We start from the raw sequence: 24,761 nt of genomic DNA, 5'->3' as shown, positions 1-24,761 counted from the left end.
ATTTATGATTTTTAAAAAATGCTTTTTTCTATTTTCAACGGTTTTCCTCATTTCTTCCTGTGCTACCTATGCCCCGCAGTATAAGGATAAAGAGGCAAAAGCGGTATTTCCTTCACATAAAAAAATAGAGAAATCCTTTTACCTCGTGGGCGATGCCGGCCTTTCCCCTATGGGAGGCATGAGCGATGCCCTTAAAACCTTTAACCAATATCTAAAAACCGAAAAATCCCCCGGCAACTACACCCTCTATCTAGGCGATAATATATACCCTTCCGGGATGGATCCCGAAGGGCACCCCCGCCGTAAGGAATCTGAAAATATGATAGACGCCCAATATAAAGCGGTAAAGGACTATCAAGGGCCAACCATTTTTTTACCCGGAAATCACGAGTGGTATAACAATGGGGTAGTAGGGGTAGCGCGCGAAGAAAATTATGTGGAGTCGCTTTTTCCCGACCAAGATGCCTTTAGGCCCAGCAATGGCTGTCCGCTGGAAAGCATCGCCGTTTCCGAAACCATTCAATTAATTGTAATAGACACCCAATGGTATCTGGAAGACTGGAACAAAAATCCGAGCATCAATAAAAACTGCGACATAAAAACTCGCGAAAAGTTCTTTTTGGAACTGCAACTGGCGCTGGAGAAAAGTCAAAATAAAACGGTGGTCTTCGCCATGCACCACCCCATGTTTACCAACGGGAACCACGGCGGCTATTTTGCTCTGGAAAAACATCTATACCCCCTGCAAAAAAAAATCCCTATGCCTGTATTGGCATCTTTGGTAGTACAAGTGCGCTCCCAAGGTGGAGTCTCGGTACAAGATAGGTATAACGAGCTGTACAACAACCTGATGAACCGCTTACAGGAATTGGTTAAAAACAACAAACGCTTGGTGTTTGTTTCCGGCCACGACCACAACATGCAGTATATTGAAAAAGATGGCCTACGGCAGATTGTTTCAGGTGCAGGGGCAAAGGAATCCTATGCCGCCATCGGGAAAGATGGCCTCTTTAGCACCGGCGCCCAAGGCTTTGCCGTTTTGGATGTTTTTGACGATGGCTCTTCTTGGGTGCGCTATTTCGTAAAAGGTGAAAACTATACCCCAAAATTGCTGTTTCAAAAGGAAATAATTCCGGCGCCCGTTGAACCCGACCTCTCCCAATACCGCGAAGTATTTCCGCAGGAATATACCGTCCCCATTTTTAAACAGGACAGTATAAACGAAGCCCTGTTCTTTAAAACCGTTTGGGGCGCAAAATACGAAAATGCCTACTCCCAGCCAGTAACCGCAAAAGTGGCATCCTTAGACACCCTCTATGGCGGCCTGCACGTAATTCAGGAGAGCAAGGGTGCCGATTACAATTCCCTTCTTTTGGCCGACAAAAAGGGCAACAGATATCGCCTTCGTGCCATGGGTAAAAACGCTTTGGAGGTATCGCGAAAAATAGTGTTTAACGACAATAAAGCCGAATTTTCAGAAGAAGAAAAAATTGACATCCCGTCAATTAAAGGGCAGAGCGTCAACTTTTACACCGCCTCCCATCCCTATGCTATTATGGCAATTCCCGATATGGCCCGCGCCATAGGGATTTTTTATACTACCCCCCAATTGTTTTATGTACCCAAACAAAAAAGATTGGGCCGCTACAACGAAAATTTTGGCGACGACCTGTATTTAATATCTATTGAACCTTCAGAAAAAAGTGAAGGGGAGGGCCTGTTTAAATACCCCGACGATGTTGAAACTACAGACGATATTTTAATCAAACTCCGCCAAACAGGCGATGTGGCGGTTGATGAAGATAACTATATTAAATCCCGACTTTTTGATATGCTTATAGGCGATTGGGATCGCGAACCGGGACATTGGCGCTGGGCAGAATACTACAACCGCTTTCAAAAAAACGTATATGTCCCCATCCCCAATAATCGCGACAATGCCTTCTCAAGCTTTGAGGGCAACGTTTTCGATATTACCCGTTCCCTCTTTAACGGTAGCCTCGAAAAACACGTCTATAGCGAAAATTTAACCGACCTGGAATGGTTTAATAAGGAAGGGGTAATATTAGATAGGGCTATACTAAAAAATTCAGGCCGCGGCCAATGGAAGTATTTGGCAAAAGCCATACAAGATAGCCTTACCGATGCTGTTATTGAAAAAGCCTTTAACCAAGTGCCCCCGGAAGTACAGGACGAAGCCTTACAGGATATTAAAGAGAAACTAAAACAGCGAAAGGCCAAGCTCGTAGAAATTGCCGATGCCTACTACAGCTATTTCTCCACCCTACAAACCATTGTAGGCACAGATTACGATGAGTTATTCCAAATTACCCGCCTTCCCGATGGTAAAACTCAGGTGCAAAGCTTTACCGTCATCAACGGCAAAAAGTCCGATACCCTAATAAATCGAACCTATTCCCATAAGGACACGCGGGAGTTATGGATTTATGGCCTGGGGGGCAACGATACTTTTGAAGTAAATAACGAAGCCGATGATTTAATCTTTGTCCGGCTTATTGGAGGCCATGGCGAGGATGTTTATACCTTAAACGCGGGTAGGAGGGTAAAGGTGTACGATTATCAGGACGCCCCCACTGAGATTACCCAAAAAAATGGGGGTAGCCTGCGGTTTACAAATGTGTACAACCTAAACACTTACGATTATAGAAAACAAATAGAGCGCTCCCAAGGGCTCCTCTCCGCAATCGGCTTTAATCCGGACGATGGCTTTCGGGCGGCAATGCAATACGCCTATCGGGTAGATAGCTATACCCGCAACCCCTTTTCACAAAAGCACCAAATTAACGCGGCCTATTTTACCGATATAAATAGTTTTGAAATTTCCTATTCAGGCGAATTCGCCAATATAAAAGACGACTTAAACCTAAGTTTCGGCGCTCGGTTTACCAGTCCTAATTTTACAAGGAACTTCTTTGGCTTCGGCAACGAAACCACCAACCCCCAAAAAACAAAAGGATATGAATACAATAGGATAGAAGTACAACATATCTCCGGAAATATTGGCCTGCTTCGCAATAGTAACTTCGGTAGTTTTTTCAAACTGCAAACTACCTTCGATGCGTATCAGGTAAACAATTCCCCCTCAAATTTTATCGCTACCGTAAACCTTCAAAACAAAGGTAAAACCAGTTATTACGGCACCTTGGAAGGAATTTACAACTACCGCAGTTTCGACGATCCCCTCAACCCCACCGTAGGCCTGATGTTCGATCTTAATTTGGGTTTAACAGACAATTTGGAAGCTATGGATAATCTATTCGGCTATCTAAAAACGCGCCTTGGGTTTTACAATAGTTTAATACGAAATAGAACCTTGGTTTTAAAAACCAACCTCAAATACGAATATAATATAGGCGAAAAATACCAGTTTTATCAAGCCGCTAACCTAGGGGGGAACAACGGCTTACGCGGCTATCGCGAACAGCGGTTTACGGGCAAGTCGTTCTTGGTAGGAAGCGCCGATCTGCGCTACAGCCTCCCCAAGTTCAAAATCGGCCTTATCCCTTTCCAAGTCGGAATTTATGGAGGCGCCGATTTAGGCAGGGTGTGGCTGGCAGACGTCCGTTCCGAAAAGTGGCATAACTCCCGCGGCGGCGGCCTATGGATCAACGGCTCCGGCGGCCTAAACGCCAACCTAAGCCTCTTCAACTCCACCGAAGGCAGTAGATTAACCTTCGGCCTAGGCTTCGATTTCTAAAAACAACCACCAACCGCCAACCGACAACCGACAACAGACAACAGACAACCGACAACAGACAACAGACAACCGACAACCGACAACCGACAACCGACAACAGACAACCGACAACCGACAACCGCCAACCGCCAACCGCCAACCGCCAACCGACACCCGCCCCAAAAAGTCCCCCAGCCCCAAAGGGGAGCCATAATCCTTTACAAGTCATTTCGTCCTTTGTATCCTTTTGTCTTTTTGTCCTTTAAGTCCCAATTACACAATTAAACAATCCCCACAACAGACAACCCACAACAGATAACCCACAACAGCCAACAGATAACAGATAACAGACAACAGACACCCGACAACCGACCCCCGACAACAGTCAACCGCCAACCGACAACCGACAACTGACAACCGACAACCGCCAACCGACAACAGACAACAGACAACAGACAACCGACAACAGACAACCGCCAACCGACAACCGACCCCCGACAACCGACAACAGACAACCCACAACAGACAACAGACAACAGTCAACCGCCAACCGACAACTGACAACCGACAACCGCCAACCGACAACAGACAACCGACAACAGACAACCGACAACCGACAACCGCCCCAAAAAGTCTCCCAGCCCCAAAGGGGAGCAATAGTCCTTTGTAAGTCATTTTGTCCTTTTGTCCTTTTGTCTTTTTGTCCTTTAAGTCCTTTAAGTCCCAATTACACAATTAAACAATCCCCACAACAGACAACCGACAACCGACAACAGTCAACCGCCACCCGACAACCGCCAACCGCCAACAGACAACCGACAACCGACAACCGACAACCGCCAACCGCCAACCGACACCCGCCCCAAAAAGTCCCCCAGCCCCAAAGGGGAGCAATAGTCCTTTGTAAGTCATTTTGTCCTTTTGTCCTTTTGTCTTTTTGTCCTTTAAGTCCCAATTACACAATTAAACAATCCCGACAACAGACAACAGACAACCGACAACCCACAACCGCCAACCGACAACCGACCCCCGACAACCGACAACCGACAACCGTCAACCCACAACAGACAACAGAAAACCGCCAACCGACAACCGACAACTGACAACCGACAACCGCCAACCGACAACAGACAACAGACAACAGACAACCGACAACAGACAACCGCCACCCGCCACCCGACCCCCGACAAAAAAAACCAAGCAATCAGAATTTCACTTCCAATCACTCAGTTTTATTTTTTCTAATATCCTACGTCTAATGTCTCAAATCTAATGTCTCAAATCTCAAATCTCAAGTCTCACATCTCAATTCTCCCTATGCCTCCGGATGGTTATCTCCACTCTTCATGCTCCAGGCATCCAGCATCCAACTTACTTTTTCAATATGGCCAATATAGCCACCCATCATATCAATAGTACCTTCATCTCCGGCCTTATCTGCGGTTTCAACTACTATACGCATTTGTTTTAGCAGCTTTCCGTGATCGTCCAGTAATATTTTAACCATTTCCAGATCTTTGGTGTCTTCAGAAGATTCCTTGATATTGCTCATTTTTAAGTAATCTGTAAAATTACTGGTGGGTTGAAAGCGCAGGGTAAGAATTCGCTCCGCAATTTCGTCAATTGTTATTTTCGCATCGTCATACAATTCCTCGAACTTAACATGAAGATCGAAAAAATTTTTCCCCACTACATTCCAGTGGAAATTTCGAAGTTTTTGATAGTATAAATGATAATCTGCAAGAAGTACATTAAGCTCTTTTGCAGTGGCTGTAGTTTTCTTTTTATCAAGATTTAAATATCCCATTTTATTTATGTTTTAAGGTTATCCCCAAAGATAAACAACCCCGTAGTGGTAATCAATTTTTTAAGACGTTTTAGCCTTTTTTTAACCTTCCTTCCAAACTGCCAGTCACCTTATACAAATAAGGCCAAATCCCAAATCCCAAATTAACGAATTAACAAATCACAAATCCCAAAGTGAGCTGATTCGATTTCAATTTCGATTTCGATTTCGATTTCGATTTCGATTTCAATTTCCTACGTCCCCCAGCCCCAAAGGGGAGCCATAGTCCTTTACAATTCATTTCGTCCTTTGTGTCCTTTTGTTCCTTTTATCCCTTAAGTCCTTTGCGTCCTTTGTGAATACTTTGTGCACTTTGTGGTTAATCATCAACGAGCCTTCAATTACACAGTTTAACAATTAAACAATTAAACAATCCCCCCAAAACATCCCCCCAACCCCCCTTCAAAGTGGGGAATAACCCACCTCGGCTTTAATCTTTACGAATCTGAACAATTAACCAGTTAACGGAAGGGGTTAGGTCGTTTTTCGATTTCAATTTCGATTTCGATTTCAATTTCAATTTCCCACAACCCCCAACCCCCCCGCGGTCAACCTTTCGCTCCAATTTAAAGCTTAATCGCAAATTCGTGATAATTCCTTCCAAGCGCCAGCGCAGGAAAACAATTCGTGCGTCTTCCACACCACTACGATTAATCTTTCACTCCAACCAAAAATCATTCGTGAATTCGTGGCAACCCTCTCCAAGTAAAGCGCAGGAACATAATTCGTGAATTCGTGGCCAAACCCTCCAAACCCCCACCCAAAACAAATCCCAAATCCCAAATCCCAAAGTGAGCTGATTCGATTTCGATTTCGATTTCGATTTCAATTTCGATTTCCCACGTCCCCCAGCCCCAAAGGGGAGCAATAGTCCTTTACAGGTCGTTTTGTCCTTTGCGTCTTTTTGTTTCTATTATCCCTTAATTCCATTTGTCCCTTTCGTCTTTTACTCTTTTTGTCCTTTAAGTCCTTTAATCCCAATTAACCAATTAACCAATTAACCAATTAACCAATTAAACAATCCCCACAACCGACAACCGACCCCCGCCAACCGACAACCGACAACAGACAACAGTCAACCGCCACCCGACAACCGACAACCCACAACCCACAACCGACAACAGACAACAGACAACCGACAACCGACAACAGACAACCGACAACCGACAACCCACAACCGACAACAGACAACAGACAACCCACAACCCACAACCGACAACCGACAACCGACAACCGACAACAGACAACCGACAACCGACAACCCACAACCGACAACAGACAACAGTCAACCGCCACCCGACAACAGACAACCCACAACAGACAACAGACAACAGACAACAGACAACAGACAACAGACAACCACCCCCCGACAACAGATAACAAAAACAATCGTAACTTTTCCCTCAAATTAAAACACCAATGACAAAAAACCTTTCCATTGCCATTCAAGCCGCCTTAAACGCAGGGGCCGAAATACTTAAAATTTATCAGACCAATTTCGAAGTAGAACTCAAAAACGATAATTCCCCCTTAACCATAGCCGATAAAACGGCCAATGAGGTTATAATGGATTTTTTAAGACCGACCAATATTCCCATTATCAGCGAAGAAAATAAACAACAGCCATATGAGGTGCGAAAACATTGGCAGCAATGTTGGATTGTAGATCCGTTAGATGGCACTAAGGAATTTATAAAACGCAATGGCGAATTCACCGTTAATATAGCCCTAATAGAAAATGGCAGTCCCATTCTTGGAGTCATCTATATTCCCGTAAGCAAGACCTTGTATTTTACTTCCGCAGAAAAACCGACTTCCAAAAAGATCGTACTCACTTCTACAAATACTTCTGTTGAAACAATTTTGCAAACGGCTACAGCTATCCAACCCGCCAAACCTACCTCCAAAATAATAATTGCCACTAGCAGATCGCATTTAAACCAAGCGACAAAAAACTATATAGCAACCATTAATGCCAAACGTGAGGTTGAGGTTATAGCCAGGGGCAGTTCCTTAAAATTCTGTCTAATAGCCGAAGGCCTGGCGCATATTTATCCGCGTTTTGCGCCAACTATGGAATGGGATACCGCCGCAGGACAGGCTATTTGTAATGCGGTAGGGGTAAGGGTTATAGATATAACCACCGCCAAACCCATGCAGTACAACAAGCCCAATTTGTTAAACAATAATTTTATGGTAAGTACGGTCTAACGCACGTTCCAATTGGTAGTGCTGTCACTTAAAGATTGAAGAAATCTTTCCAAATTTTTAACGAATTCATTAAAATAAAACAACATTTTTTGCACGATAACGTTAAAATTGATACTTTGGACAAAATATTTTTTATTTATTTGACGTTGTACAAAAGAATAATATATATTGCGCACCGAGTAAATAAAACACCCCGAACATGTTAACTCGATTAATTTTAAACATGCCTCATTTAAAATTTTTGCTGCAATAGTGCGAATTTAACCTAATTTGAGTTTATGAATTCAACTAAAAACTACCTATTTCTAGTAACTGTTTTCTTATTATTAAGTGCTAATCTCTTTGCCCAAAAGGATTACAATCGGTTTTCCGCCGAAATTTCCACAGGACTTCACGTTCCATTTGCTCCCGGCGATGGCATTTCCCGAAGTAAATATATTGCCTTTAAGCAATTTCAATTAGCGGGTAGATATATGTTTTCAAAAAGGGTAGGAGTAAAGGCCCATTATGCCTTTAATCGCTTTAACGATCCAGATGTAAAGGATATGGGCGTAAGTTTTAACCGTCTAGGGGTAGAGGGCGTAGTAAATGTAGGCCGACTCCTTAACGTCAGTTTCCATATCAGGGAAAAGTTTGGTCTCTTGTTTCACACAGGGGTAGGAGTTACTTTTTCAAACCCAACCGGCTCAACCGGCACCGACCGTATTGGTAATATCCTCGCAGGCTTCACCGCTCAATATAAAATCAGCAACCAAATGAGCTTAATGGGCGATATGACCTATATCTCCAACATCAGACAACACTACGGCTACAACGGCAACAGCCTTAATGCCGGCGAAAAAGGCACTTCCGGCGGCTTTGTAAACGTAAGCATAGGCGTTATCTTCAACCTAGGCGAAGAACGCTACCACGCAGATTGGTACTAGGTAGGGATTAGGTATTAGATGGCAGAAATAGGTAGTAGGTAATAAGTATAGGTAAACTTCCCTAGTCACAAGGGAGTGTTCATTAAAGTGTGTCATCGGTTAAAAATCTGTTATCAAAATAATCTACGAGGTCTCTTCTCACGGATGTCCATGCAAACATAGTTCCATTCCATCTAGTCTGTGCATTTACTGTTGCAAGATACAATTGTTTTACAATTGCATTTTCTGATGTAAAAGCCCCTTTTGTTTTTGTTGTCTTGCGTACCATTCTGTGGTAGCTTTCAATGGGATTGTTGGTATAGATTACTCTTCTGAGTGCTGGCGGGTATTTATAAAAATTGGTCAGTCTGACCCAGTTATTGTTCCAACTTCTAAAAATAACTTTATACTTCTTTCCCCATTTTTCCTCAGCTTGTACCAGATATTGAGCGGCCGCTTGTTCATTCAGAGCTGTGTATATCTTTTTCAGATCCTTTACCAAAGGCTTGACATCAAGGTGGGATGCATATTTTATGCTGTTCCGCATTTGGTGTACCAGACATAACTGTACATCGGTCTGGGGAAAGATATCCTCAACGGCATCGCCAAAACCGCTTAGGTTATCAATACAGGCTACAAATATATCCTGGACACCACGTTGTTTAAGCTCGTGAAGGACACTTCTCCAAAAACTACTGGATTCATTATCACCAAAATAAATCCCCAGAACCTGTTTCTCTCCGTCCCGATTGACTCCCAAGATATTATAAACAGCTTTTGTAACAACTTTTCCGTGTTCCCTTACCTTGAAGTGCATTGCATCGAGCCACATTACTGGATATACGCCCTCCAAGGGGCGTTGTTGCCATTCCAATATATCTGGAAGTATCTTATCGGTTATTGCGTTCAGGGTGCCTACGGACAGCTCAACATCATACATTTCCTTTAACTGGTCCTGAATGTCACGGTAGCTCATCCCGCGACCGTAAAGGGACAGAATCTTCTTGTCAAGATCCATATCAAGCCTGCGCTGTCGCTTTTTTACTGTTTGGGGCTCGAACGTACCATTGCGGTCACGCGGCGAAAAAATTTCCAGCCCACCAGAAGAGCTAAGGACATTTTTTCGCCCCCGCCCATTGCGACGGTTCTTTGATGTCTTGCCTTCTTGTTTGAGATGGGCATCCATTTCGCCCTCGAGACTCGATTCTATCACTTTTTTTATCAATGGAGTGAAAACACCACCAGTTCCTGTAAGTGGTTTGCCGGATCGAAGCTCTTCGCCCATTTGTTTTATGAGAGCTTCCATATCTAAATTACTTTCTGTACTTTTCATATGTCTAATTTATTAAATTATAAATTGACACACTTAATTGAATAGACTCAGTCACAACATTAGGCCTACACCCCCCCCCCCACCCGACAACCCACAACAGACAACAGACAACGGACACCCGACAACCGACAACCGCCAACAGACAACCGCCAACCGACAACCCACAACCGACAACAGACAACCCACAACCGACAACCGACAACAGACAACCGCCAACCGACAACCGTCCCAAAAAGTCCCCCAGCCCCAAAGGGGAGCCATAGTCCTTTACAAGTCATTTTGTCCTTTGCGTCCTTTGTGTTTAATCATCAACGAGACTTCAATTACACAATTACACAATTTAACATTTAACCAATTTCAATTAGGCTGTTTTTCAATTTCGATTTCGATTTCATTTTCCCAAGTCCCCCAGCCCCAAAGGGGAGCCATAGTCCTTTACAAGTCATTTCGTCCTTTAGTCTTTTTGTCCTTTAAGTCCTTTAAATCCCAATTAACCAATTAACCAATTAACCAATTAAACGATTAAACAATTACACAATCCCACAACCCACAACCCACAACCGACAACCGACAACAGACAACCGCCACCCGACAACCCACAACCGACAACAGACAACAGACACCCGACAACCGACAACAGACAACAGACAACAGACAACAGACAACAGTCAACAGACAACAGACAACAGACAACAGTCAACAGTCAACCGTCCCAAAAAGTCCCCCAGCCCCAAAGGGAAACACTTCCCCTCCAACCAAAAATCAATTCGTGAATTCGTGGCAACCCTCTCCAAGTAAAGCGCAGTAATATAATTCGTGAATTCGTGGCCAAACTCTCAAAACCCCCACCCAAAACAAATCCCAAATCCCAAATCCCAAAGTGAGCTGATTCGATTTCGATTTCGATTTCGATTTCGATTTCATTTTCCCAAGTTCCCCAGCCCCAAAGGGGAGCCATAATCCTTTACAAGTCATTCCGTCCTTTAGTCTTTTTGTTTCTATTATCCCTTAAGTCCATTTGTCCCTTTCGTCTTTTTCTCTTTTTGTCCTTTAAGTCCTTTAATCCCAATTAACCAATTAAACAATCCCCCCCCAACGGTCAACCGACAACCGCCAACCCACAACCGACAACAGACAACCCACACCCGACAACAGACACCAGACAACCGACAACCGACAACCCACAACCGACAACAGACAACCCACAACCGACAACAGACAACAGACAACCGCCACCCGCCACCCGACAACCGCCACCCGACAACCCACAACCCACAACCGACAACAGACAACCCACAACCGACAACAGACAACCGACAACCGACAACAGACAACCGACAACCGTCAACCGTCAACAGACAACAGACAACAGACAACCGACAACAGACAACAGACAACCGACAACCGCCAACCGCCACCCGAAATTTCCCCTAAAAACCCTACATAAACCCAAATCTATTTTTATCTTTGTTTCTTCAAAATTTAAAGTGCCAATTTCTCCCCACGTACAGCTGTAATCCTTAAACATTTAAAAAATATTTTTTAATTCATATATGGAAGTTTTAAATACGAATTCGAAAACTTCTCCTGCAGATAATTTTATAGATAATACTATTAAAATTGGGGTTATCGGTTTAGGATATGTAGGCTTACCTGTAGCGCGACTTTTTGCCACTAAATACCCCGTTGTTGGATTCGATATCAATAGAAATAGAATAGAAGAATTGCAAAACGGCCATGATAGCACGCTTGAAGTGGAAGATGCTATTCTCCAAAAAGTACTACTAAAATCGAATACCCTAGTGGAGTTACCTGTTACCGATTCAACTATTGAACAAGAGGTAAAAGTGCAAAACGGACTCTTCTGTACCACAGATTTATTAGATATTCAGGCTTGTAACTATTATATAGTAACTGTTCCTACACCTGTAGATAAGAACAACCGCCCCGATTTAACGCCATTATATAAAGCGAGTGAAACCGTTGGCAAAGTGCTTAAATCAGGTGATACGGTAATTTATGAATCTACCGTCTATCCAGGGGTTACGGAAGATGAATGTGTGCCGGTATTGGAAAAGGTTAGCGGCCTTAAATTTAACGAGGACTTCTTTGTAGGCTATTCCCCTGAACGTATTAATCCAGGAGACAAGGAGCATACGGTAGATAAAATTCTAAAGATAACAGCCGGCTCTACTCCAGAAGCTGCAGAAAAAATTAATAAGTTATATGCCTCGGTAATTACAGGAGGTACCTATATGGCGCCCAGTATAAAAGTGGCGGAAGCCGCTAAGGTTATTGAAAATGCGCAACGTGATTTAAATATTGCATTTGTAAATGAGCTTGCTAAAATTTTTAATCCCTTAGAAATAAATACTAAAGATGTATTGGAAGCAGCAGGTACTAAATGGAATTTCTTACCCTTTAAACCCGGATTAGTAGGAGGGCATTGTATAGGAGTTGATCCATATTACTTAGCGCAGAAAGCACAAGAAGTTGGGTATCACCCAGATATCATCTTGGCTGGACGCCGTATAAATGACTCTATGGGGAGTTATGTGGCATCACAAGTAATAAAACTTATGTTGGCTAGGGATGTAAAAGTTAAAGGAGCGAAAATATTGATGTTGGGCATCACCTTTAAAGAAAATTGCCCTGACGTTCGAAATACCCAAGTAGTTAATGTTGTTCGAGAACTAGAAAGCTATGGAATAGCAGTAACTATTTACGATCCGTTAGCATCCCCAGAGCAAGTACAACAGGAATACAAATTAGAGACAATTCAAAAACTTCCTGAAGAAAAATTTGAAGCCATCGTTCTAGCAGTTGCGCATAAACAGTTTCTATCTATTGACCTTAATAATCTTAAAGCGAAGAAATCGATTGTGTACGATGTAAAGGGTGTTTTAGAACAAGCAGATGGACGTTTATAGTTGAAAATATTATAGCATTAACGTATGGTTTCAGTCTAGCATTTATTGTAATATATAAATAGAGAAATAGAAGATAGTAGTGAATTTAGAACAGTTCAGCATATTAAAAGATAAAAGGATTCTAGTCACTGGGGGTGCGGGGTTTATTGGTTCTAACCTTTGTGAAGTACTTTTAAAATTAGACGCAAAAGTAACTTGTCTTGATAATTTATCAACGGGATACTATCATAACATCCAACCTTTTTTAGGAAATTCTAATTTCACTTTCATAGAGGGCGATATTCGCGATTTAGACACTTGTCAAAAAGCCTGTGCTAATCAATATTTTATACTACACCAAGCAGCTTTAGGCTCGGTTCCAAGATCTATTGAAGATCCCATTACAACGAACGATGTGAATGTAAGTGGATTTTTAAATATGTTGGTTGCTGCTCGCGATGCAGGCGTAAAACGTTTTATATATGCCGCCAGTAGTTCAACTTATGGCGATAGTGAAGCTTTGCCTAAGCTTGAGGATGTCATTGGGAAGCCTATATCACCTTATGCTATTACAAAATATGTAAATGAGCTATATGCTAACATTTTTCATACTACCTACGGTTTAGATACTATCGGGCTAAGATACTTTAATGTCTTTGGCAGACGCCAAGATCCCAATGGTGCTTATGCGGCCGTAATTCCGCTGTTCGTTAAACAGTTTATGGATCACGAAAGTCCGCTTATTAACGGCGATGGTAGCTATTCTCGTGATTTTACCTATATTGATAATGTGATACAAATGAACCTATTGGCTATTACTACAGAAAACCAAGCGGCATTAAACCAAATATTCAATACAGCGGTTGGTGATAAAACAGACTTGCTACAACTTACTGAAATACTAAAAAAACATTTGACTACCTTTGACCCTTCAATTTCGAAAGTTGAAATTAAATTTGGACCCAATCGTAAAGGAGATATTCCACATTCATTGGCGTCTGTTGAAAAGGCGAAAAAACTATTGAAATATGAGCCTACCCATGCTATTGATGCTGGGATTGAAGAGGCAGTAGAGTGGTATTGGAGTAATTTGAAATAGATACTAATAAAAAAATTGAATAGAAGAGTCTCAAGTCTAATATCTCACAAGTCTATTAAAAAATGAAAAAAGTACTTATTGTATTTGGTACCAGACCTGAAGCAATTAAAATGGCTCCGCTGGTAAAGGAATTTGAAAAATACCCAGTTGACTTTGATACTCGTGTTTGCGTTACGGCGCAACACCGTGAAATGCTTGATCAAGTGTTACGTTTTTTTGATATCAACCCACAATATGATCTAGATTTAATGAAACCAGGCCAGGATTTATATGGTCTAACTGCTGCAATTATTACAGAATTAAAGCCGGTATTAGAGAACTTCAAGCCTGATTATGTTTTCGTACACGGCGATACCACAACCACCATGGCATCAAGTATTGCAGGCTTTTATAGTGGGGCTAAAGTTTGTCACATTGAGGCTGGTCTTCGTACTCATAACAAGTATGCGCCATTTCCAGAGGAAATAAACAGACAAATTACAGGACGGGTAACAGATTATCATTTTGCACCTACTAATGCCTCGCGAGAAAATTTATTAAAAGAAAATATAGATACAAAAACCATAATAGTTACTGGTAATACCGTCATCGATGCCCTATTGCAAAGTGTTGAAAAAGTAAAGCAAGAGCCGAGCGACTTAGTGAAACAATTGGATAACGATTTAAGCGGAGCTGATTTGTTATTGGTTACAGGCCACAGACGTGAAAACCATGGAGACGGATTTATTCGTATTTGTGAAGCTTTAAAAACCATCGCTTTAGAGCGCCCATCAGTTCAAATAGTGTATCCTGTACATTTAAATCCAAAGGTATTGGAGCCAGTAAACCGTATCTTGGGCGATATTAAAAACATCAAACTTATAGAACCTTTGGCATACCACGATTTTATATGGATGATGGACCGTGCCAAGATTATAATCACTGATAGTGGTGGCGTTCAAGAAGAGGCCCCAAGCCTAGGAAAACCAGTATTAGTAATGCGCGAAACCACAGAACGGCCCGAGGCAGTAGAGGCAGGAACGGTAATTTTGGTAGGTACAGACACAGATAAAATAATACAGGAAACATTTGCACTGCTAGATGATGACACCCATTTCAAAGAAATGAGCAGCCGGCATAACCCCTATGGAGATGGAAAGGCCTGTGGAAGAATAGTGGAGTTTATGAAGGAATTGGAATTAGTAAAAAATTTTAAATAATTTACCCATGTCCGGTCGAGCGCGGGCCTGTCTCGAGCGCAGTCGAGAGGTCGAGACCTATTAGAATAACAAGAAGTATAGAATGTCCGGTCGAGCGCAGTCGAGACCTATTTAAAGTAAGCATCGATAATCAAATGTTTATATTATAACCTTGATTGTCAAAATTTTAATAAACAATAAAAAATAAGAACAAACAATGAACCCAGACGTAGTAACAATTGGTTTAGGATATATAGGTTTGCCAACCTCCGCCTTAATGGCCTCCAAAGGAATGCAAGTACATGGCGTAGACGTAAACCCCGAGGTAGTTAAAACTATTAATCAGGGTAAGATACACATAATTGAAATGGACTTGGAAGTTGCTGTAGCTAAAGCAGTAAAAGCAGGTAATTTAAAAGCAGACGTAAAACCTGTGGCAGCGGACACATACCTAATTGTAGTACCAACTCCGTTTAAGGGGAATCACGAACCGGATATTTCTTATGTAGAGTCGGCAACCCGTGCAGTTTTACCATTTTTAAAAGAAGGAGATCTCTATATTATTGAATCTACCTCTCCCATCGGCACGACTGAAAAGATGAGGGAGCTAATTTTTAGAGAGCGACCTGAACTTAAAGGTAAAATTTACTTGGCATATTGTCCAGAACGTGTGCTTCCTGGTAATGTTATGTATGAATTGGTTCATAATGACAGAGTAATTGGAGGAGTTAATGAGGCAAGTACCGAAAAAGCAACTGCTTTTTATAAACAATTTGTAAACGGGGAATTACACGCAACAAATGCTCGAACCGCGGAAATGTGCAAACTAACCGAAAATTCGAGCCGTGATGTGCAAATTGCCTTCGCCAATGAATTATCTCTCATTTGTGATAAGGCAGATATTAATGTTTGGGAATTAATTCGTTTAGCGAATAAGCACCCACGTGTGAATATACTACAACCTGGTTGTGGTGTAGGAGGACACTGTATAGCGGTGGATCCTTATTTCATTACATCTGATTTCCCATTAGAATCCCAGATTATTGGGAAGGCAAGAGAGATAAATAATTATAAAAGCTTTTGGGTGGCAGAGCAGATTAAAAAAGCCCGCCATGCCTTTCAATTAGAACACGGTCGCCCACCAGCTATTGCCTTAATGGGACTAGCTTTTAAACCTAATATTGATGATTTACGTGAATCTCCTGCAAAGTATATCGTACAAAAGGTACTACAAGAATCTCAAGATGAGGTCTATTTTATCGTAGAGCCAAATATTAAAGATCACCAAGTTTTTAAGATTACAGATTATAAAGAAGCGACTGAAAAGGCCGATATTATTGCATTATTGGTGGCGCATAATGAGTTTAAGGAATTGGAGTTTACTGAGGAGCAGGTTGTATTAGATTATTGTGGGGTAAGAAATAATTAATTGTTAAAATATAGAGTCTTTTAAAAGAGAAAATTAAGGTATGAAAAATAATCTAAGCATTGCGATTAAAGCTGCGATAGAAGCTGGAGTTGAAATTTTAAAAGTTTACGAAACCAATTTTAAAGTAGAGGTTAAAGGCGATGATTCTCCGCTAACCCAAGCTGATAAAAATGCTAACGATATTATTAACCGTTACCTACAACCCACAGAAATTCCAATTATTAGCGAGGAAAATAAACAATTAAACTATGAGCAACGGAAAGACTGGAAGCAATGCTGGGTAGTCGATCCGCTGGATGGCACAAAAGAGTTTATAAAAAGGAATGGAGAGTTTACAGTTAACATAGCCCTTGTTAAAAATGGTTCTCCAGTACTCGGTGTAATCTACGTGCCAGTTACAAAAACAATTTACTTTACTGCTGAAGATGCGAATAGTTCTAAAAAACTTGTTCTAGACTCTGAGAAAATCGCAATTGACGAAATCTTTAATAAAGCCATAACTATCAAACCTGAACTCGATTCAGATGTAATAAAAATTGTTGGTAGCCGCTCTCACCTAAATGAAGACACTAAAAATTTTATTAACGAAATCGAAAATAGCACGTCCGTCGAAGAAGGAAAAAATAAAATTGAAATTGTAAGCAAAGGTAGTTCCTTAAAATTCTGTTTAGTGGCTGAAGGTTTAGCGAATATTTACCCGAGATTCGCCCCTACTATGGAATGGGATACGGCCGCGGGAGATGCAATTTGCAGAGCAGTGGGATTAAAAGTGATAGACCAAGCTACAGGAAAACCTTTAGCTTATAATAAAAGCAATCTCCTAAATAATTATTTCTTAGTACGCAGCTAATGATAGGACGGTCTCAAAAAAGACATATAGCGAAAGCCATTACCTGGAGAATTGTAGGTACCATAGATACCATTTTAATATCATGGTTTATTACTGGTAACCCCTTAACAGGCCTGAAAATAGGAATGGCTGAGGTGTTTACTAAAATGTTTTTATACTATTTGCATGAACGCGTTTGGTTTAAAATAAACTTGTCCAAGGCTGGAATAATAAGAGAGAGTAGAATCAGGCATATAGCAAAGACTTTTACCTGGAGGGGTGTTGGCACTTTAGATACAATGTTATTAGCTTGGTTAATAACAGGAAATCCGCTTTCTGGCCTTAAAATCGGCATGTCCGAACTAATAACTAAAATGATCTTGTACTACTTACATGAACGAGTTTGGTATAGATTGAATTACGGATTAAAAGATTAATTTCATTTTTATGGAGAAAAACATATTTACACATCAGTTTAATGTGGATCGCGATAAAAGGAGCAGCCTTAAAAACCACGCCCCACTTTTAATTTGGTTTACTGGTCTATCCGGCTCTGGAAAATCAACAGTTGCCAATGCAGTGGAGCAAACCCTATTCAATAAGGGTATTCATACCTATTTATTAGATGGAGACAACGTGCGTAAAGGAATCTGTTCCAACTTATCCTTCTCGACAGAGGATCGTTCTGAAAATATACGTAGAATAGGTGAAGTTGCTAATTTAATGCTGGATGCCGGCTTAGTCGTACTAGCTTCCTTCGTTTCTCCTTATAGGGAAGATCGTGAAAATGTAAAAGCCATTGTTGGTAATACAAACTTTGTGGAAGTTTTTGTCAATACACCCATAGAGGAATGTGAGCGACGGGACGTAAAGGGACTTTATAAAATGGCTAGAAAAGGCGAAATCACAAATTTTACTGGCGTTAATGCCCCTTATGAGCTACCTTTGTCAGCTGATATTGAAATTGATACTACCCAATTAGATTTGGAAACTATTGTAGTTTTGATTGTAAAAAATATACTTGGAAAAATAGAAAGAAAATGAGTAAGTACTATTTAAATTATTTAGACGAATTGGAATCAGAGGCTATATATATACTTCGAGAGGTATATGCTCAATTCCAAAATCCTGTAATATTATTTTCAGGAGGAAAAGATTCCATTCTGGTAACCCACTTAGCAAAGAAGGCATTTTACCCCGCTAAAATACCTTTTCCATTAATGCATGTAGATACTGGCCATAACTTTCCAGAGACTATCAAGTTTCGAGATGATCTAATTAAAGAATTTGGCGTACGGTTAATAGTAGGCTCTGTTCAAGAATCAATAGATTCAGGTAGAGTAGCTGAAGAAAAAGGGAAAAATGCCACTCGTAATGCGCTTCAAATTACAACACTACTCGATGCCATTGAAAGCAATAAAGTAGATTGTGCTATCGGAGGCGGAAGACGCGACGAGGAAAAAGCACGTGCCAAGGAACGCTTCTTTTCTCATAGAGATGATTTCGGGCAGTGGGATCCAAAAAACCAACGTCCAGAACTTTGGAACTTGCTTAATGGAAAATATTTTGAAGGCGAACATTTCCGTGCCTTTCCTATTAGTAATTGGACTGAAATGGATGTTTGGAACTACATTAAGCGTGAAAACATACAAATTCCATCCTTGTATTTAGCACATCAACGCCAAGTTGTATGGCGAAGTGATACATGGATTCCTGTTTCAGAGCATTTAAAACTAGAAGAAAACGAAAAAATAGAAACCAAAAAAATCCGTTTTAGAACCTTGGGAGATATCACTATCACCGGAGGTATAGAATCTGATGCTGATACTCTAGAAAAAATTGCGGAGGAAGTTTCTGCCATGCGAATGACGGAGCGCGGAAATCGCTCTGACGATAAGCGTTCAGAAACAGCCATGGAAGATAGAAAGAAACAAGGGTACTTCTAAAAGGTGAATTCGTGAGCCTGTAAATTAGTGAATAAGTAAATATTATATGAAAACACATAATGATTTAAGACTGTATCAAGAATCAATGGATTTGGTGACAGAAATTTATCAGGTTACCAATAATTTTCCCGATTCTGAAAAATTTGGACTCACAAGTCAAATCCGTCGTGCATCAGTATCTATTCCATCAAATATTGCTGAAGGCGCAGCATGGGAAACAAAGAAGGAATTTAAAAGATTTTTATATATCAGTCTTGGCTCAGCTTCTGAATTAGAAACTCAAATTGAAATATCTAATAGATTAAGTTTTATTGATGATTCAAAAACACTAAAAGACAAAATATATTTTATTAAAAGAATGCTGATAAAGCTGATTCAAACTTTAAAAGAATAACACCACCACAGACTCACATAATAACAAACTCACAAACTCACAAACTCACAAAAATGGCCATAGACAACAATCAATTATTACGATTTACAACTGCAGGAAGCGTGGATGACGGTAAAAGCACCTTAATAGGTAGATTACTTTACGATTCAAAGTCTATTTTTGAGGATCAATTAGCTGCAGTTGAAAGTACAAGTAAGAAAAAAGGGCATGACAATATAGACCTTGCTATGTTTACAGATGGTCTTAAAGAGGAGCGCGAGCAAGGAATTACTATCGACGTAGCATATAGATATTTTACAACGCCAAAAAGAAAGTTTATAATTGCCGATACCCCAGGTCATATTCAATATACGCGAAATATGATTACTGGAGCTTCTACCGCTAATGCCGCAATTATATTGATAGATGCTAGGAAAGGTGTAATAGAGCAAACAAAAAGACACTCTTTTATAGCTTCACTCTTGCAAATACCGCATTTAATAGTATGTATTAATAAAATGGATCTTGTAGATTATGATGAAGCAATTTATAATGACATTGTAAATCAATATGAGCAAGTTTCTTCTAAACTTGTTACAAAAGATATTACTTATATTCCAATTAGTGCTTTACACGGAGATAATGTAGTAAACCGCTCTGAAAATATGTTGTGGTATAAAGGTGCAGCCTTATTATATACTTTAGAAACTTTACATATTACCAACGATTTAAATAAAATTGATGCCCGCTTTCCCGTTCAAACTGTGCTTCGTCCACAAAGAGAAGGATTTATAGACTATCGTGGATATGCCGGTAGAATAGCTAGTGGTGTATTCAGAGTAGGCGATGAAGTAATTGCACTTCCCTCGGGTTTCGCCTCAAAGATCAAGAGTATTGACGGCTTTGAACAGGAATTTGAGGAAGCCTATGTCCCAATGTCTGTTTCTATAACTTTAGAAGATGATATAGATATAAGTAGAGGCGACATGATTGTTAGAACGAACAATAGGCCAGAAACATCACAAGAGTTTGATGTAATGCTGTGTTGGATGAGTAATAAACCCTCTCAACCCAGAGCAAAATACACTATATGTCATACCGAAAACTCACAAAAGGCGATGATAAAAAGCGTTTTGTATAAGGTTGATATTAATTCCTACGATCGTATTAAGGATGAAGATACTTTTGAGATGAATGAAATAGGTAGAGTAACCATTAGAACTACCAAACCTTTAATGATAGATTCCTACGGCACCAACCGTACAACGGGTAGTATTATTTTAATAGACGATAATACAAATGAAACTGTTGCTGCAGGGATGATTGTTTAAATCACTGAAATCTATAAATTACCCATTGAACGACTCGAAGAATTAAAAAAATGAAGATTAAAAATATTTGTTGCATTGGTGCTGGTTACGTTGGAGGCCCAACAATGGCGGTTCTGGCTTTAAAAAACCCCGATATTAATATTACAATTGTAGATATTAATGAAGCCCGTATTGCAGCTTGGAATGATAATGATTTAAACAATCTACCAATATACGAACCCGGTCTAAAAGAAGTGGTTCAAGAGGCAAGAGGGAGAAACTTATTTTTCAGCACCGAGGTAGAAAAGGCTATTGATGAGGCTGAAATGATTTTTATTTCAGTAAATACGCCTACCAAAACTTACGGTAAAGGAAAAGGGATGGCAGCAGATCTAAAGTACATTGAATTATCTGCCCGCCAAATAGCAAAAGTTGCTACTACTGATAAAATAGTTGTTGAAAAGTCTACGCTTCCCGTAAGAACGGCCCAAGCAATAAAAAATATTTTAGACCATACTGGCAATGGCGTGAAATTTCAGATTCTTTCCAATCCAGAATTTTTAGCCGAAGGCACCGCGGTGCAAGATCTGTTAAATCCAGATAGGGTATTGATTGGAGGAGAAAATAGCAAAGAGGGCAATGAGACAATCAATGCTTTGGTCGATATTTACGCCACTTGGATTCCAAAGGAGCAAATATTAACGACTAATCTTTGGTCTTCTGAATTATCTAAATTAGTAGCAAATGCTTTTTTAGCGCAACGAGTATCCTCAATTAATGCCATTTCAGAATTATGCGAAGTAACGGGTGCTGATGTAAGTGAAGTGAGTAAAGCTATTGGAATGGATAGTAGAATAGGTCCCAAATTCTTAAAAGCCTCGGTAGGTTTTGGTGGTTCTTGCTTTCAAAAAGATATATTGAATCTTGTTTATATTGCCAAATCTTATGGCTTAAACGAAGTTGCTGACTATTGGGAACAAGTTATAATTATGAACGACCATCAAAAAAATCGTTTTGCGGAAAATATTGTTTCTAAACTTTACAATACGGTTTCTGGTAAAAAAATTACTTTCTTAGGTTGGGCCTTTAAAAAAGACACTAACGATACGCGTGAGTCGGCTGCAATTTATGTTGCAGATGCGCTTTTAAATGAAGAAGCCGAAATTACCGTTTACGACCCTAAAGTAAGTGAAGAAAGGATTTATGAAGATCTAGATTATTTGAATACGCGAAGTCCAGAAGAGAATAGAAGGTTACTAAAAGTGGTAATGGAGCCTTATCATGCTTGCGAAAAGGCGCACGCGGTAGCGATCCTGACAGAATGGGATGAGTTTGTGGAATATGATTGGGAAAATATATATACCTCGGTTATTAAACCTGCCTTTGTTTTTGATGGAAGAAGGATTTTGGATGGTCAATTCATGAAGGACATTGGATTTCAATACGATGCAATAGGAGTCTCAATCTTAAATAACATTTAATGAAAATATTAGTTACAGGAGCAGCGGGATTTATTGGCCATGCATTAACGAAACAGTTATTGAAGGATGGTTATACTGTTTATGGTTTAGATAATATCAACGATTATTATACAATAGTTTTAAAATATGCACGCTTAGGTGATATAGGGGTATCGCAGTTAGAGGCTAAGAAATGGAATACTATTGCAACATCTTCTTTATATAATAACTTTCATTTTATTCGGATGGACATAGAAAACAGAGAGAAGTTGCCAATGTTATTTAAGGAACAAAATTTTGATGTGGTAATTCATTTAGCCGCACAGGCAGGCGTTCGCTATAGTATAGAAAATCCTGAGGCATATATTGACAGTAATATTGTAGGTTTTCTAAATATATTGGAATGTTGCCGTCATCAAAAGGTTAAACATTTGGTGTATGCTTCCAGCTCATCAGTATACGGGGTCAATGCAAAAGTGCCCTTCTCTGAAAATGACAAAGTTGATTTTCCAATAAGTTTATATGCTGCTTCCAAAAAGAGTAATGAGCTCATGGCATACGCTTATAGCCATTTGTATAGAATTCCAACTTCTGGCCTTCGATTTTTTACTGTATATGGTCCGTGGGGTAGACCCGATATGGCACCGATGCTATTTGCAAATGCTATAACCAGAGATCAACATATTCAGGTTTTTAATCATGGGGAAATGAGTAGAGATTTCACTTATATTGAAGATATTATTCAGGGAATTATAATCATATTACATAATCCACCTAAAAAGGAAGAAGATTCGACTTATTACCAGCTTTTTAACATAGGCAACGGTTCTCCTGTCTCTTTAATGAAATTTATAGAGACGTTAGAACGGGAGTTTAAGAGAGGGGTAAAAAAAAGAATGCTGCCTTTGCAACCTGGAGATGTTCCACAAACCTGGGCAGATACGTCAAGGTTAAATAAATTAGGATATAAAAGCACTACGTCAATTGAACTAGGAATTAAAAATTTTGTTGAATGGTACAAAAACTATAGTAATAGTTAAGGCTCTGGAGTTTTTAGTTCTGACATTAGACAATCAAAGCAGGACAGTTTTTATCTTCAGTTTGAAAATATAATTCCTAGTAAAATAAAACAACATTAATTTTAGATGAGATGAGTGAAAAGATAATCCCCGTTTTTATTATTGGAGCAGCTCGGAATGGCACAACTTCATTGACCAATATAATTAGTGATTTCTCCGAGATTGTGGGCATAGAACATGAACTTCATCGTGGAAATCACGAGGCAAAATTGTATGGAAACTACGCATATCATGGGGATATTAGTAAACCGGATAAATATATAGATTTTCTTTATCATTATGCTTCAGGTGATTATTTTCAACTTGCTGAAGGGAATCTCGAATTTCATTTGGAAAACCCAAGAAATAATTTTTTCGAATTCTATTTTGATATGATGAATCATTGTTGTCATACTCTAGAAAAAGGATTTTGGATGGCGAAACTAGACTCTGCTTTTTTCACGGATTCAAAGACTTTTGAATTCTTTTTGAGGACGTTATACGAGTTTTATGATGAGGTCAAGTTTATACGTATTCAGAGAGATTTTGAGCCGGCTCTTATAAGTGCCCAATTTATGCCTGGAAAAAACCACGCAAGACCTCGAAAAGGTTTATTCAAGTACTATGGTATACTAGGTTACACTCAGCAATGGTTTAAAACCTATTTGCTTAAAACGAATTTTTTAAACGATTCAGAATTATTACATATTAGGTTTGATGATTTGATAAATGATAAACAAAAAGTTCAAAATAAAATAAGATCTTATTTAGGACTATCTAAAGAGTTTGCTTTAGGAGAGCCGAAGCCCTACACGATCAATACGTCATTCTCCAAACATAAAAAATCAAAGATGAGTAAGAGCGATCGATTGGTTGCCTATGGATATTTGTCTATTCTTAAAACGTTTCCAAGTCTTGCGATTATTGGGCAATATATAAATCAGGCTTTCCTAAAGAGAAAGCCTATAGACCCTATTGATCGAAGACTACTAAAACGACAATTCTTTAAAGAGCATTTAAAAGTTGAATTTAATAAACTAGGTACTTTTGGTTTAGCAGAGAAAATGAGTGAAGAATTGCAGAAATCGAAGAAATCTTAAGTGGAGTTAGTAGGCTTGAATATATTTAGATTTGAATTACAGAATGTATCTTTACTATAAACATGTTTTTATTTTTTG

General features: G+C 39.8%; 18 protein-coding genes. 16 read left to right on the top strand and 2 right to left on the bottom strand.

The features are described from left to right. Positions 1-4 precede the first annotated feature (4 nt). Positions 5-3,718 carry a metallophosphoesterase gene (locus QCQ61_RS13615; protein ID WP_279448191.1) on the top strand — a complete coding sequence of 1,238 codons (3,714 nt, stop codon included), beginning with the start codon at positions 5-7 and terminating at the stop codon, positions 3,716-3,718. A 1,294-nt stretch (positions 3,719-5,012) separates the two neighbouring features. Here the strand turns inward: QCQ61_RS13615 and QCQ61_RS13610 are convergent. Next, complete coding sequence (locus QCQ61_RS13610) at positions 5,013-5,504, bottom strand: Dps family protein (protein ID WP_279448190.1); 492 nt, start codon at positions 5,502-5,504, stop codon at positions 5,013-5,015. 1,458 nt (positions 5,505-6,962) lie between these two features. Between QCQ61_RS13610 and cysQ (QCQ61_RS13605) the strand changes: the two genes are divergently transcribed. Together cysQ (QCQ61_RS13605) and QCQ61_RS13600 are read left to right on the top strand one after the other, a co-directional pair. Beyond that, positions 6,963-7,754, top strand: a complete 792-nt coding sequence (gene cysQ / locus QCQ61_RS13605; protein ID WP_279448189.1) for a 3'(2'),5'-bisphosphate nucleotidase CysQ — start codon at positions 6,963-6,965, stop codon at positions 7,752-7,754. 278 nt (positions 7,755-8,032) lie between these two features. After that, on the top strand, positions 8,033-8,680 hold the full coding sequence (locus QCQ61_RS13600) for a hypothetical protein (RefSeq protein WP_279448188.1): 648 nt from the start codon (positions 8,033-8,035) through the stop codon (positions 8,678-8,680). A gap of 82 nt (positions 8,681-8,762) precedes the next feature. Here the strand turns inward: QCQ61_RS13600 and QCQ61_RS13595 are convergent, their stop codons facing one another. Beyond that, the gene (locus tag QCQ61_RS13595; RefSeq protein ID WP_279448147.1) at positions 8,763-9,992 is read right to left on the bottom strand and encodes an IS256 family transposase; all 1,230 of its coding nucleotides are present in this window, start codon (positions 9,990-9,992) and stop codon (positions 8,763-8,765) included. Positions 9,993-11,545: 1,553 nt separating this feature from the next. On the opposite strand from QCQ61_RS13595, the gene QCQ61_RS13590 reads away from it, so the two are divergent. The 13 genes from QCQ61_RS13590 to QCQ61_RS13530 all read left to right on the top strand — a co-directional run bounded on the left by QCQ61_RS13590 (position 11,546) and on the right by QCQ61_RS13530 (position 24,683). After that, positions 11,546-12,922, top strand: coding sequence for a nucleotide sugar dehydrogenase (locus QCQ61_RS13590; protein WP_279448187.1), 1,377 nt, complete (start codon positions 11,546-11,548; stop codon positions 12,920-12,922). A 79-nt stretch (positions 12,923-13,001) separates the two neighbouring features. After that, complete coding sequence (locus QCQ61_RS13585; protein WP_279448186.1) at positions 13,002-14,000, top strand: SDR family oxidoreductase; 999 nt, start codon at positions 13,002-13,004, stop codon at positions 13,998-14,000. 62 nt (positions 14,001-14,062) lie between these two features. Next, complete coding sequence (gene wecB / locus QCQ61_RS13580; RefSeq protein WP_279448185.1) at positions 14,063-15,199, top strand: non-hydrolyzing UDP-N-acetylglucosamine 2-epimerase; 1,137 nt, start codon at positions 14,063-14,065, stop codon at positions 15,197-15,199. Positions 15,200-15,395: 196 nt separating this feature from the next. Further along, positions 15,396-16,607: a UDP-N-acetyl-D-mannosamine dehydrogenase gene (gene wecC / locus QCQ61_RS13575; RefSeq protein WP_279448184.1), complete on the top strand. Its 1,212-nt coding sequence runs from the start codon at positions 15,396-15,398 to the stop codon at positions 16,605-16,607. Positions 16,608-16,647: 40 nt separating this feature from the next. Next, positions 16,648-17,457: a 3'(2'),5'-bisphosphate nucleotidase CysQ gene (gene cysQ / locus QCQ61_RS13570; protein WP_279448183.1), complete on the top strand. Its 810-nt coding sequence runs from the start codon at positions 16,648-16,650 to the stop codon at positions 17,455-17,457. Further along, positions 17,457-17,873, top strand: coding sequence for a DUF2061 domain-containing protein (locus tag QCQ61_RS13565; protein ID WP_279448182.1), 417 nt, complete (start codon positions 17,457-17,459; stop codon positions 17,871-17,873). Before cysQ (QCQ61_RS13570) ends, QCQ61_RS13565 begins: the two co-directional genes overlap by 1 nt. Before the next feature lie 10 nt (positions 17,874-17,883). Further along, a complete protein-coding gene (gene cysC, locus QCQ61_RS13560; protein WP_279448181.1) occupies positions 17,884-18,480 on the top strand; it encodes an adenylyl-sulfate kinase in 597 nt (198 codons plus the stop codon). Continuing rightward, positions 18,477-19,382, top strand: coding sequence for a sulfate adenylyltransferase subunit CysD (gene cysD / locus QCQ61_RS13555; protein ID WP_279448180.1), 906 nt, complete (start codon positions 18,477-18,479; stop codon positions 19,380-19,382). The genes cysC and cysD overlap by 4 nt, the downstream gene beginning before the upstream one ends. A 46-nt stretch (positions 19,383-19,428) precedes the next feature. Further along, entirely contained in the window at positions 19,429-19,776 is a 348-nt protein-coding gene (locus QCQ61_RS13550; protein ID WP_279448179.1) for a four helix bundle protein, read from the top strand. Positions 19,777-19,829: 53 nt separating this feature from the next. After that, positions 19,830-21,086 carry a sulfate adenylyltransferase subunit 1 gene (locus tag QCQ61_RS13545; RefSeq protein WP_279448178.1) on the top strand — a complete coding sequence of 419 codons (1,257 nt, stop codon included), beginning with the start codon at positions 19,830-19,832 and terminating at the stop codon, positions 21,084-21,086. 50 nt (positions 21,087-21,136) lie between these two features. After that, positions 21,137-22,546: a nucleotide sugar dehydrogenase gene (locus QCQ61_RS13540; RefSeq protein ID WP_279448177.1), complete on the top strand. Its 1,410-nt coding sequence runs from the start codon at positions 21,137-21,139 to the stop codon at positions 22,544-22,546. Further along, complete coding sequence (locus tag QCQ61_RS13535; protein ID WP_279448176.1) at positions 22,546-23,565, top strand: NAD-dependent epimerase/dehydratase family protein; 1,020 nt, start codon at positions 22,546-22,548, stop codon at positions 23,563-23,565. Before QCQ61_RS13540 ends, QCQ61_RS13535 begins: the two co-directional genes overlap by 1 nt. A 110-nt stretch (positions 23,566-23,675) precedes the next feature. Then, positions 23,676-24,683, top strand: a complete 1,008-nt coding sequence (locus QCQ61_RS13530; RefSeq protein ID WP_279448175.1) for a sulfotransferase — start codon at positions 23,676-23,678, stop codon at positions 24,681-24,683. The last annotated feature ends 78 nt before the right edge of the window (positions 24,684-24,761 follow it).

The organism is Aequorivita marisscotiae (genome assembly GCF_029814825.1).
Classification (GTDB): domain Bacteria; phylum Bacteroidota; class Bacteroidia; order Flavobacteriales; family Flavobacteriaceae; genus Aequorivita; species Aequorivita marisscotiae.
The sequence above is the reverse complement of the archived record's forward strand: the minus strand, read 5'-3'. Positions and strand labels throughout refer to the sequence as shown.